The sequence below is a fragment of the Bradyrhizobium sp. UFLA05-108 genome (assembly GCF_059803455.1).
This window is the reverse complement of the sequence record NZ_JBANAZ010000124.1, coordinates 1-11,544: the sequence shown is the minus strand read 5'-3', so window position 1 is coordinate 11,544 and position 11,544 is coordinate 1. Positions and strand designations below refer to the sequence as shown.

Here is an 11,544-nt window from a genome sequence, read left to right as displayed (position 1 = left end):
GATCGTAGACCGTGCGGGTGGTGAAGCCGCTTGCGATCAGCGCTTTCTGCCGCTCGAAGGTAGCTTTCGCCACACGCAATTGAGCTTCCGCGGACGCCACTGCCGCAGTCGCGGCATCGACATCGGCCTGCTGCTCCGCCGGATCGATAAGCGCCAGGACCTCGCCTGCGTTAACGTGCGCGCCGACATCGACCATGCGCGCAATCACGCGGCCACTGATGCGGAACGAGAGATCGGCATGGAAGCGCGCCTGGACCTCGCCGGTCAACGTGAGGGAGGCCTGCCGTTCCCGCGGCTGCACGACCGCCGTGCGGACAATCGCTGCGCGGCTGCTCGTCGGTGCGGCGTGGTCATTGCAGCCGCCCAGCGCGGTTGCGACAAGCGCGACCGCTACGACGAGAGCCTTCGACGCACCTCGAGATCGAAGGTTGCGGGTATTATTGGAAGCCTGGAATGTCATGGCGCGTCCGTGCGATGGGGAGGTGACAACAACTCGCCCAGCACATCAGGGGCCTGGCGCGGAACAGCCAATTCGCCCCCGTGCTGGCGAGAAAGCTTCCGTTCGGGTTGGCTTGCAACAAGGCGGCTGCCTTGATCGAGGGCGATCGCTCTCGCAGCGAGCTTTCCAATCGCTCGCGTACTGCGCGGGGGCTTCAACTGACGCGTTGCGATAGTCCAGTTCGCGCCTCGCTCGCGCTCGGTCAGTGGGAACGACAGGACAACCGACGTGAACTCGGTTCCAAAACCCTGCTCGATTCGACCACCGAGGGCTCTGGCAAGGTCTTTGGCAATTCGCAATTTATTGTCCGAGGCGTCCCGTGCGGAGCGCGAGCCGTTATCCACGATCACGCAATTCGCCAGGGCACCGATGCGCGTCAGCTTGATCTTGATCTGTCCGGCACGCCCTTCGAAACAGGCGTGCCTTGCCGCATGGGTCACGAGTTCATGGACGATCAGGCCAAGCCGCCAGCAACGCTCCGGTTGAAGCGCGAGTGACTGGGTTGCAAATGCAAGCTGAATGTCCATTCGATCCAGGAGCGCCCGGCGCATGGCGCAGCCCAGTTTGCGGACATAGGTCGAAGCCTGGATTAGCGTCTCGCGCCCCGGCATCGCCAGCGCCCGGTGCACGTCGGCGTAGCCATGCAGCAGTTCGACGACGTCGCTTAAGGCGTGCTTCGCCTCCGGTCCCTCGACTCGAATGGCCGCGGCAGAAACCAAGCTAATGGCCGAGGCGACTCCATTGGAGACCCTGTGATGCAGATCGCGCAGCAGGGCACCTTCCTGCAAAGCCTGCGGGTCTGGGGTGAACATAGTCACGACAATCTCCACAATCGATTCGGATGATCGGGCCGAACGCCTACCCTTTGCGCCCCCGACCATCCGGCGCAGCCGCCGATGCCGCCAGGGCAGCGTTAAATATACTACACCGTATATTTTCTTTTTCTTGCATTTTTCCAAGGCCCGTGTCAAGTCGGAAGCAGACGCGCACAGACTCGTGACTGGGAGTTCGACGTATGAAGAAGACCATCAGCCCGAAGCGGGGCCGGCCGCCCAAGGATCTTGCCGGCGACGCGCAGACCCGCATTCTCGATGCGGCCCAGCAGCTGTTTCTCGAGAAGGGCTATCGGAGCGCCAGCATCGACGACATTTCTGAGATGGCTCCCGCGAGCAAGCCGACGATCTATGCCCACTTCCCCGGCAAGGAAGCGCTGTTCGCGGCGGTCGTAGCCCGCACCATCAGCGGGTTGACGGATTTCGAGGGCTTCACTCCTGAAGGCCGCACGCTCCATGACAAGCTCATGAGCCTTGGCACGGCAATCGTGGAAAGGGTGATTGAGGAATCTCTTGGCATGGTTCGCGCCACGATTGCCGAGGCGCAGCGCTTCCCAGAGTTGAGCCGCAACGTGCACGACGCTGCGCGAGACCGCTCCGTAAGCGCCGTTTCCCAGCTTTTGAACGAAGCAACTCAGAGGCTCGCGCGCTCACCCAAAGGTCCCTTTAGCGGGAAGCGAAGTCTCGCCACCGCTCAGATCTTCCTGGATTTGATCCTGCTTCCGATGCTGTTTCGGTCTCTGGTGGGCGAACCACCGAAAGATTTGAAAAAGGAGCTGCCCTCTTTCATGCGCGAACGCGTCGGCTTTTTTCTCGCAGCTTGTGAGGCAGACTGGACGCCATGAGTAGGCAGGCCGATTAGCTCTGGTAGACCGTCGCTCGACGTAGATCAGGCTGCACATCCACCAATTGGAGGGGCATTCCATAGCGGAGCGCGCCCATGCAAAACTTCATCATCTCTTCGAAGGTTGGCCGGACCGTCAACGATCTGGTCTGTGACGGGTTGACATAGGTATCCATCGCTTCCAGCAAACAGCATGTCAGCACCGTCGGATTGCCCGGTCGAAGCTCGCCGCTGGCTTGTCCAGCAGCGATGATGGACCGCACCACTCCGCGGACCCTGTCGGCGTAGGCAAGACTAACCGGCCAATTGGCAGCCACCGCAGCAGCCACCAGTTCGTGCAATCTGGTGTCGTTCGCCACCCGAAAATCATGCACTTGCGACAATGCCCTGAAGGTACCGGCTAGCCGCTGCAAAGCCGAGGCATCCCTGCGAACCGCTGTTGCAGCTGCCATGAATGTTTCCTCCAGAAGTTCCGCTACGACGGCCTCTTCAAGTGCTCGCCTTGAGAGAAAGAACCGATAGACGTTGGCCGAAGACATCGATGCTCCTCGCGCGACATCGGCCACCGTTGTCTTCCTGTATCCGAAGTCGCGGTATGAACGAACCGCCGCATCAATGATGCGTCGATGCGGACTAGACGAACTATTCCGAGGCGCTGGCTGTCGTTTCATCACGTCTGGCCTCAGCGGGACGGAATGATCTGCAGTTCGCGCCTGCACGCTTCCCCGAACTCTCGCAACGGGTCCATCTCTTCCATGAAACTGGGCAAGTCGACGAATGATCTGTTCGGGGCAAGGTAGGCTTCGACGATCAGACGGCCTACCCGCTCTGCCGCGCGAACCACCTCATCGCTGGACAAAATACGCATGCGACCAATCAGCGCGTACAGATGCACGAGCGCAGGGATCTCGGATCGATCGCTGACGAGCGCGTCGGCGTAAAGTCGCGAGGCCTCCTCGATAAAGCTACGATACAGCTTTTCGCGCTTCGAGAAGGCATGGGCATGGTGGCGCTCGCGCAGCGTCCGGCGCCTTGTCATCCACCCGCTGATGATTGTCGAGACTGCCCCAAAAGCTGAGCCGCCGAAGGCGGCCAAGGCAGGAACATACATTGTACTCATGGCGCTCATCCTTGTTTGGTGCCCGACAGGACCGAGAATCGCGGCGACTTTGCCGAGAAACGCTCCCATCCGCCGCTTCGGGCACACGTCCCTCTATCTGGCTTTAACCGCGGCAGCGGCCGCACCCTGCTCGAACACCGATCGGCAGGCCTCGCTGAGATCCGACTTTCGTTGCCTCAGACAGGTCTCCACCCGCGTCGGGTCGGGGAAGTAGCTGGCACATAATCGGAATGCGTCCGGCGCACATGCCGCCCTTTGCTCGGGCGCCCGCGCTCTTCCTGTGCGAAGGCACTCGCGCTGTTGAGCGAGGCCAGCACCACCACGGTGTAGACAAAGGCGGACTTGAACATAGCGAACCCTTTCCCTGCTTCACGCAGCCGTTTTTCGATCGAGAAGCGCAGCCTCAGGCTCCGCAATCCCCGCCGTTCCTCGCCCGAACACACGCTTGTGAGTCTGCAGACTTGACAGACCTAGGGGTCCAGGCTGTATATGAAATATACGGTATAGTTTATTTAGGAGTTGGGAAATGTCAACCTTGTTGTTGTCGCTTGCGAGGGAAAATCCCTGGCCGGCACTTGCGGTCGCGTTCCTCAATCTGGTCGTCGCGCTGTTTCTCGTAGGTGTGAGCCTGCTACTGGGCATCTCGATTTCATTGCTCGCCTGGGTACACGCGCTCGTCGACCGCGAACCACCGGCCTTGGCATACGCCGGCAAACGGAGGGCTGCCCCATGACGTCGGCGCTGCTACTCGTCCGCGATTGCATTATCTGTTGGGTCACGCTCTGGCTGGCACCGGTTGAATACGTATTCGACATGGTCGAGTCGGAGCTCGTGCGCAGGGGAGTTGAGCTCGAGGATGTCGACCAAACCGCGCGGCGCGCTGCCTGACGATTACGCCCGAGATCCACATGCTGAACTACATCGAAGTCTTCGACGTCATCGAAATCGATCCGACCACTGGGCGTGAAATCTGGACTGGGCTCACGGGCACTCGATCGGCTCTCGCGCGCGACGGATACACGAGCGACCCGGCGGCCACCACCTGTTGCCCAAGAGAATGGCTTGACGAGCGCGGCTACGTCGATGTCGCACTCGCGCGCAAACGTCCCCGACCCTGGAGCATCTGACAATGAACCACCGTCATTCTACCGTCGGGAGCCCGCTGTCATGAGCAGGAAATCCGTTCTGTCGCGGCACGCGAGCAGTTTGGTCGAGGCCGAACTTCCGTTGCGGAGTTATTTTCTCTCGGTCGGGGGAGCGTTGCTGTTGCTGCTGCTGGCAGCGGATTGGGTACTTCCCGCGCCACTGCCCGGCAGGTTCGCAGAATCGGCCCCGGTCCTCCCGCCGATCCGCATCCATTCCGATGCGAAGCAACCAGAAGCGGCCATCATCGACACCAACCAGCCCGTCGCGGTGTTCGCGGACAACGCAATCGCCGGGGCTCTCTCGAAGACCCCGGGCGCGGCCGTGGTCGATGCCGCACAACCGCCGGGTCTGCCCGGGCACACCGATGTCGCCGACAGTAGTCGCGCCACGGCACCGACTAACTTACGCCTCCGCGAAAGCATGGCGGAGCTGAGACCGCCTGCTACCGATCCGACGGGTCCAGACAGGAGACGCGGCGGGCTCAGCTCGGCAGCAGAGCACAAGCCCACTCAGTCACGGAAAGGGAAGCCGCGACGATCCGTTCGTGGTCCGAGGTTGGATAGGCCTGTCGGCTGGTGCCATTGGAGCCGCGAGCGCGGTTCTTGCCTCAATGCCTTCTCGTCCCCTCACGTCAATTTACTCGTCACCGTTAGTGGCTGAAACTAAGGACTTACCAATGCGGAAGAAGCTCCTATTCGCCGTCCTGCTAATGTCTGCCACGCTCGCCGCGACCGGCGCGGCCGCCGAGGTTAGCCGCGCGCTTGTGGACGCCGAAAGTCGAGGCGCAGTCGCGCAGAGCGAGAGCGAGGAGAAGGCGATTCGTCGCGTGCTCGAGCAATTTCGGGCGACGCAGGTGCCCCTCAGCCAGGCGATTGCGATCGCCGAGCACCTGCATGAGGGCTCGAAGACCGCGGACGTCAGCTTCGAGACACCCGGTCCATCCGTCTATCGCGTGCGCACAGTGAAGGATGAGCGGGTCTGGGAAAACGTCATAGATGCGAACACCGGAAGCGTGACAAATAAGGAAGTTGCTTCGTCGTTGAAGGAGCTGGATCGAGAAGACCTCTCCAACATCATCGCCTTGAAGTGGATCAAGCATGAGCTGTCGGATGCCGTGAGGGTCGCCGAAAAGGCCGCCGAAGGCAACGCGCTGGCCGGAGGACTGATAAAGCAGGACGGCAAATTGAACTTCGTGATCGTCGTCGCCAGCGGCGATCGCCTGAAGGAGGTCATGCTCGAGCCGCCCAAAGTCGGAAAGCAGGCGTCGCCCCAGCTCGACCGGTGACACGACCGACCAACGCACGACCTCGTGAGTTGCTTTAGCACCCTATCCGCTAGTAAATAAACTATACGGTATATTTTCTTTCTGAGGTCAACCTGTGTCCATCATTCGAAATCTGGCCGGTCGGTTGAGACCGGAGCCGCGGCTCGCATGCCTGAGCTTCGCCCTGGTCGCCACGCTTGCATGCGCGAGCTTGCTTCCAGATGCGCCACCGGGCCATCCGCTGCCCGATTCGGCAACTGACCACCCGCGCCACGGCAAATCTGCCTGCACTGCTGTCGGCCGGCCACCTCTGCATATCGGCGCGAAGCCCCAAACTGACGGCAAACAGCCACACGAGGTGGAGTCGCCAGCAGCAGTGACGCACGCGAAACCACTCAGGGAGTGGTCGCTTTAGTTATCTCCTGCTCAGCACCTCGGACGATCTTCTCGTATCCGATCAGCCGACATCATCGGCCTCACGCCATTGCAAACTCAAGAGCACGCCCGTCATGAACTTCCAACCTCGACCTCACCTCACAACCGCTCAGCGGCGGTTACCCTTTGATTGCATCGCTCTGCTCTTGCAGGGCGGCGGCGCCCTCGGAGCATATCAGGCCGGCGTCTACGACGCCCTGGCGGAAGCCGATATCCACCCCGATTGGGTTGCCGGCATTTCGATCGGAGCCATCAATGCTGCCATCATTGCCGGCAATCCGCCCGAAGCCCGGGTCGAGCGACTGCGTGAGTTCTGGGCGCAGGTGACGTCGACGGGCCCGTGGAACTGGTCCGGCGGTCCCCTCCTTGATTGGACGCGCAGCGACAATACGCGCAATCTCATCAACCAGATGAGCGCGGGCTTTGCTGCGGCATGCGGCGCAACCGGATTTTTCTCCGCGCGCCCCCTTCTACCCTGGCTTCACGCCGATGGAACGAGCGATGCCACCAGCTTCTACGACACCGGTGCGCTCAAGACCACGCTGGAACGACTGATCGATTTCGATCGCATCAACGCAGGAACGACGCGCTTTAGCGCGGGTGCGGTGAACGTGCGAACTGGCAACTTCGTCTATTTCGACAACACGTCGCATACGATCCGGCCGGAGCATATCATGGCGAGCGGCGCGCTGCCTCCTGGCTTTCCCGCGGTGGAGATCGAGGGCGAGCATTATTGGGACGGAGGTCTCGTTTCCAATACGCCGTTGCAGTGGGTGATCGATTGGGGCGCCGCGCAGGACATGCTTGCGTTCCAGGTCGATCTCTGGAGCGCGCGCGGTCAAATTCCCCGCAACATGGCCGAAGTCGTCACTCGCCATAAGGAGATCCAGTATTCGAGCCGTACGCGCGCCAGCACCGACCAGTTCAAGCGTGTGCAGCGCCTGCGTCGCGCGCTTACCGATCTATTAGGCCGCCTTCCCGAAGATCTCAGCGAACACGAGGACGTGAAGCTCCTCAGCACGGCCGTCTCCCAGAATGTCTACAACATCGTTCACCTGATCTATCGCGCGCGGAACCACGAGGGCCACTCCAAGGACTACGAATTCTCCCGCCTCTCGATGCAGGACCACTGGCGCGCTGGCTATCACGACGCGCTGCGCACGCTGCGTCATCCCGAGGTGCTTGCTCGTCCTTCCAGCCCCGACGGCGTCTTCACCTTTGATCTTGAGCATGATGGCCGCGAGTAGCTCGGCGGACCAACCTTTTGGGAGAACGCGAATGCGTGAAATTGACGTCAAACAGCGGGCTTTTGCGATGCCGCTCACCAACCCGGTCTATCCGCCGGGGCCTTACCGGTTCACCGATCGCGAGTACCTGATCATTACCTATCGCACCGATCCGGCAAAGCTGCGCGCAGTCGTGCCCGAACCGCTCGAAATCGACGGCCGCGAGGCACTCGTCAAATACGAGTTCATTCGTATGCCGGACTCCAACGGCTTCGGCGATTACACGGAAAGCGGCCAGGTCATCCCCATCTCTTTCCGCGGGCGCAAGGGCGGCTACACGCATTGCATGTTTCTCAACGACGAGGGGCCCATTGCAGGTGGACGCGAGCTCTGGGGTTTTCCGAAGAAGCTCGCGCAGCCGACCTTACGAACCGAAATCGACACGCTGATCGGCACGCTGGATTACGGTCCAGTCCGGATCGCAACGGGCACAATGGGCTACAAGCACCGTGAGGCCGAGCTGGCGAACGTCAACGCCGCTCTCAACGAGCCGAACTTCCTGCTCAAGATCATTCCTCACGTCGATGGCAGTCCGCGCATCTGCGAACTCGTCGAATACCACCTCGAGGACATCGTGCTGAAAGGAGCCTGGACTGGGCCGGCAGCTCTCGCCTTGATGCCCCACGCTCTGGCACCCGTTGCCGAGTTGCCGGTCCTGGAGATCGTCTCCGCCGTTCACATCCTAGCAGACCTCACGCTCGGTCTCGGGAAAGTGGTCCACGACTATCTGCAACAACCGGTTCGACGCTCGCTTCGGGCCGAGGAAAAAGCTCTGGTCTTCTAAAAAGAACGTCGCGGGAAGCCGGAAGGACGTTCCGGCTGGCAAATCTTCGATTTTTCTTGCGAGCCACAGATAAGGTAAACGAGATGGGAATTCTGAAGGGTAAAACGGCCGTCGTAACCGGCTCAACCAGCGGCATAGGCCTTGCGTGCGCCCGCGCATTCGCGGGCGCCGGTGCCAATATCGTGCTCAACGGGATGGGTGCGCCGGCCGACGTCGAGAAGGAGCGCGCTGCGATCGAGCACGATTTTGCGGTAAAGGCAATCTATTCGCCCGCGGACATGGCGAAGCCGAAAGAGATCGCCGATCTCGTCTCCCTTGCCGAGAAGACGCTTGGTAGCGTCGACGTCCTCGTCAACAATGCCGGTATCCAGCACGTCTCTCCAATCGAGGAGTTTCCGGTCGAGAAGTGGGACGCGGTCATCGCGATCAACCTCTCCGCCGCCTTCCATGCCATCCGCGCTGCCGTGCCCGGCATGAAGAAGCGCGGTTGGGGCCGCATCATCACCACGGCCTCAGCGCACTCGCTGGTCGCCTCGCCGTTCAAGTCCGCCTATGTAGCGGCCAAGCACGGCATCGCCGGTCTCACCAAGACAGTCGCATTGGAGCTCGCCAGATCGAAGATCACCTGCAACTGCATCAGCCCCGGCTAGTCTGGACACCGCTCGTGGAAAAGCAAATCCCGAATACGATGGAGGCGCGGCGCATGAAGAGGATCAGGTGATTAACGACGTCCTGTTCGCAGCGCAGCTCACCAAGGAATTCGTCACTGTTGAACAGGTGGCCTCGCTCGCGTTGTTCCTGTGCAGCGACGACGCTGCCCAGATCACCGGCGCAAATCTGGCCGTCGATGGCGGCTGGACAGCCACGTAAAGCGGTACAATTCGGCTTCAGAAGCGCGCGACGGCACGTTAATGCCGTCGTGGGCTCGCAACCCGGACGTCAAAGCTATGTCTCCCACCGTAAGCAGCAACCAGACCGATGAACCCGACGGCAGCGAGGTCTTGCGCCGGCATAACCGCTCGGAGCGCATGTTACGAGAGGCACGCTTCTCGCCCTCGCCGAAGATGAGAACGTGACTAAGGCCTTGCGCCTGCGCGAGGACGCCTTTAACGAGGACGTGCTGCCCGCCAGGGCAGAGCTGAAGGCTCCGCAGGATTTCTACGCTGCAATCGAGGCGGAGCGCGTGATGCGAAGCCAGCAGCAGCCATCACCCGAGCAAATTGCCTGCCACAAAGGACAATGTCCTTTCCTCATCTGGCAGCTTGAGGGCCAAGTTGATTGGCGCACAGCAGCTTGCAAGCCGAGACATGGTTGACGCAGGTCAACGCGAGCGAAGCCAAGCTCAGGGATCATTTCACTTCAGCAAGTCAACGGAGACGGCTATGTCACAGCAGAGCAGCATGCATTTTTATCTGAACTGGGCCAAGGAGCGGATCGACGAGATGGATGCCGCACTAGCTTCGTTCGAGATCAAAGCCGGTGAGGCCAAGGCCGAGTCCAAGGTCAAAGCCGATCAGATCGTCGCCGATCTGAAGGAGCGCCGCGACGAATTCCAGGCGCAGTTGAAGACGCAAGCGCAAGCCGGCGAAGCTGCCTGGGCGCGCACCAAGACGGACCTTGAGAAGCAGTGGAACGGGTTCGAGGCGCAGATGAAGACTTACTTCGAAAGCGCCGGCAAACAGATCGAGCAGCAGCAGGCCACGTTCAAGCAGGTCGCCGCCGCGCAGGCAAAGGCCTGGGGCGAAGCAGTGGACAAGTTCCGGGAGGCGGCCGGAAAAGTTGCCGCGGCCCACACCGGCGACTTCGACGCAGCTCTCAAGCAGATGAAGACCAACGCGTCCGAGGCGGAATCGCGTGTGCAGCAGCTAAAGCAGGCGGGCACTGAGTCCTGGTCGGTGTTGAGTGCGGCGCTCGCGGAATCCCGCAAGGCGTTCGACCAGGCCAACCAGGCCGCATGGAATGCCTTGAAGGGCTCGGCGCCCAAAGGCTAACACAATCTCTAGGGGATGTTGATAACACGCAACATTCCCCGGCTATCCCAAGGAGGGTGATCAGAACTCGGCAATCATTCCTGCGCGATCACCGCATCGAGCCACGCGCAGTTTAATGGCTGCACGCTGGGATCCGGCACGCGCACCCCGCGCGATGCCGCCGCCAGACGCATCTCGCGCAGACGCTTGCGCTGTTCCTCCGGCATGTACAACCGCTCATGCCCCCACAGCGAGGGCCCGTCAAAGGTCTCGTGGGGCTGCCAGCTCGTGGGATCAATGACCCGTCCGCCCCAGCCATACTCGATGAAGAAGCCGCAAGGCGTGCTGACGTAGAACGAGGTCATGTGGTCATTGGTGTGGCGCCCCAACGTATAGCCAATACGCTCTTCTTCTAACTGGGCAAGGTCATAGCCTTGGCCGACGTCATCCAGGCTACCGACCTCAACCATGAAATGATGCATCGCCTTCTTGCCCGAGCCGACCATGGCGAAGCTGTGATGGCGGCCGTTGACGTGGAAGAAATAGAGTCGATACGGCTTCAGGCCGAAGTCCGACACCTTGAATCCAAGCACGTCGCGGTAGAACGGCAGCAGCGCCTCGACATCCTCGACATTGAGCACGGCATGGCCCATCCCCAGCGCGCCGGTGCGAAAGCCCGAAATTGGCCGTCCCGGCCGGAACGGCTCGGAGGCAAGTTCGGGCTTGCAGAACGCTTCGAGCGGATTGCCGGCGGGATCGCTGAACGAGATCAGCTCGCCGACGTGGCGCTCATCAGCGAGCGCGCGCAAACCGCGCCTGACCTTGACGCCGGCATCCTCCAGGCGGGCAGCAAGGCGGTCGAGGTCCTCACTGGTCGCTACTTCCCAGCCCATCACACCGAGGCCGGCGTCGCTGCTGCCGTCCACGATCAGCCGCTGCTTGCGGTCATCCATGCGGAACGCGCGGATCGCGCCACCGCGGTCGACCTGCTGCATGCCAAGCAGGCGGGTCGCCATCTGGCTCCAGTCGTCGAGCTGCTGCGATTTGATCCCGATGTAGCCGAGTGCGCAAATTTCCATCCCATTTCCTCCGGCGACCGCACGGCTCCAACCCCCAGGCGCCAAGTTTGCCTCAACGCCATACACCACTAAGGTACGGTCTTGCAGTCGCCTCGCGTTTCCAACGAGGATATTGTCGGCGCGGGCGGGGACAAGAGAGGAATTTCGGGGTGTCCAAGGAGCGGACGCGGAGCGGACCGCCGCGGCAGTCGGAAGGCGTCCGCGCGTTCAAGCGGGGTCTCGACGTGCTGCGCGAGGTCAACCGCTCGGGCGGCATCCGGGCCGGCGACGTGGCGCGCCGGCTC

15 protein-coding genes and 2 pseudogenes are annotated in these 11,544 nt (G+C 61.4%); 12 read left to right on the top strand and 5 right to left on the bottom strand.

The features are described from left to right. On the bottom strand, window positions 1–460 hold a 460-nt coding region (locus tag SO140_RS44355; RefSeq protein WP_498544087.1), incomplete at its 3' end, for an efflux RND transporter periplasmic adaptor subunit. Continuing rightward, entirely contained in the window at window positions 457–1,311 is an 855-nt protein-coding gene (locus tag SO140_RS44350) for a histidine kinase dimerization/phosphoacceptor domain -containing protein (RefSeq protein WP_449381925.1), read from the bottom strand. The genes SO140_RS44355 and SO140_RS44350, both read right to left, overlap by 4 nt. Window positions 1,312–1,514: 203 nt before the next feature. Between SO140_RS44350 and SO140_RS44345 the strand changes: the two genes are divergently transcribed. Then, on the top strand, window positions 1,515–2,177 hold the full coding sequence (locus tag SO140_RS44345; RefSeq protein WP_449381894.1) for a TetR/AcrR family transcriptional regulator: 663 nt from the start codon (window positions 1,515–1,517) through the stop codon (window positions 2,175–2,177). A 13-nt stretch (window positions 2,178–2,190) separates the two neighbouring features. Here SO140_RS44345 and SO140_RS44340 read toward each other — a convergent pair whose 3' ends face one another. Continuing rightward, a complete protein-coding gene (locus SO140_RS44340) occupies window positions 2,191–2,847 on the bottom strand; it encodes a TetR/AcrR family transcriptional regulator (protein WP_449381924.1) in 657 nt (218 codons plus the stop codon). 11 nt (window positions 2,848–2,858) lie between these two features. Beyond that, window positions 2,859–3,296, bottom strand: coding sequence for a hypothetical protein (locus SO140_RS44335; protein WP_449381893.1), 438 nt, complete (start codon window positions 3,294–3,296; stop codon window positions 2,859–2,861). Window positions 3,297–3,822: 526 nt separating this feature from the next. Between SO140_RS44335 and SO140_RS44330 the strand changes: the two genes are divergently transcribed. The 10 genes and pseudogenes from SO140_RS44330 (at window position 3,823) to SO140_RS44285 (ending at window position 10,202) form a co-directional block, all read left to right on the top strand. Continuing rightward, window positions 3,823–4,029, top strand: a complete 207-nt coding sequence (locus tag SO140_RS44330) for a hypothetical protein (protein ID WP_449381891.1) — start codon at window positions 3,823–3,825, stop codon at window positions 4,027–4,029. Beyond that, complete coding sequence (locus tag SO140_RS44325) at window positions 4,026–4,184, top strand: hypothetical protein (RefSeq protein ID WP_449381890.1); 159 nt, start codon at window positions 4,026–4,028, stop codon at window positions 4,182–4,184. The genes SO140_RS44330 and SO140_RS44325 overlap by 4 nt, the downstream gene beginning before the upstream one ends. Before the next feature lie 20 nt (window positions 4,185–4,204). Further along, window positions 4,205–4,423 carry a hypothetical protein gene (locus tag SO140_RS44320; protein ID WP_449381889.1) on the top strand — a complete coding sequence of 73 codons (219 nt, stop codon included), beginning with the start codon at window positions 4,205–4,207 and terminating at the stop codon, window positions 4,421–4,423. Between the two features lie 40 nt (window positions 4,424–4,463). Then, the gene (locus SO140_RS44315; RefSeq protein WP_449381888.1) at window positions 4,464–5,102 is read left to right on the top strand and encodes a hypothetical protein; all 639 of its coding nucleotides are present in this window, start codon (window positions 4,464–4,466) and stop codon (window positions 5,100–5,102) included. A 16-nt stretch (window positions 5,103–5,118) separates the two neighbouring features. Continuing rightward, the gene (locus SO140_RS44310; protein ID WP_449381887.1) at window positions 5,119–5,727 is read left to right on the top strand and encodes a PepSY domain-containing protein; all 609 of its coding nucleotides are present in this window, start codon (window positions 5,119–5,121) and stop codon (window positions 5,725–5,727) included. Window positions 5,728–6,215: 488 nt separating this feature from the next. Beyond that, window positions 6,216–7,388, top strand: coding sequence for a DUF3734 domain-containing protein (locus SO140_RS44305; protein WP_449381886.1), 1,173 nt, complete (start codon window positions 6,216–6,218; stop codon window positions 7,386–7,388). 31 nt (window positions 7,389–7,419) lie between these two features. After that, window positions 7,420–8,211, top strand: coding sequence for an acetoacetate decarboxylase (locus SO140_RS44300; RefSeq protein WP_474798193.1), 792 nt, complete (start codon window positions 7,420–7,422; stop codon window positions 8,209–8,211). An 83-nt stretch (window positions 8,212–8,294) separates the two neighbouring features. Continuing rightward, window positions 8,295–9,081: pseudogene (locus tag SO140_RS44295) on the top strand (3-hydroxybutyrate dehydrogenase). A gap of 214 nt (window positions 9,082–9,295) precedes the next feature. Next, window positions 9,296–9,526, top strand: coding sequence for a hypothetical protein (locus SO140_RS44290; RefSeq protein ID WP_498544086.1), 231 nt, complete (start codon window positions 9,296–9,298; stop codon window positions 9,524–9,526). A gap of 67 nt (window positions 9,527–9,593) precedes the next feature. After that, window positions 9,594–10,202 carry a sll1863 family stress response protein gene (locus SO140_RS44285; protein WP_449381883.1) on the top strand — a complete coding sequence of 203 codons (609 nt, stop codon included), beginning with the start codon at window positions 9,594–9,596 and terminating at the stop codon, window positions 10,200–10,202. A gap of 74 nt (window positions 10,203–10,276) precedes the next feature. On the opposite strand, the gene SO140_RS44280 is transcribed toward SO140_RS44285, so the two are convergent. Further along, complete coding sequence (locus tag SO140_RS44280) at window positions 10,277–11,260, bottom strand: VOC family protein (protein WP_498544085.1); 984 nt, start codon at window positions 11,258–11,260, stop codon at window positions 10,277–10,279. A gap of 149 nt (window positions 11,261–11,409) precedes the next feature. Here SO140_RS44280 and SO140_RS44275 point away from each other — a divergent pair. Continuing rightward, a pseudogene (locus SO140_RS44275) lies at window positions 11,410–11,544 on the top strand (DNA-binding transcriptional regulator); the annotation flags it as partial.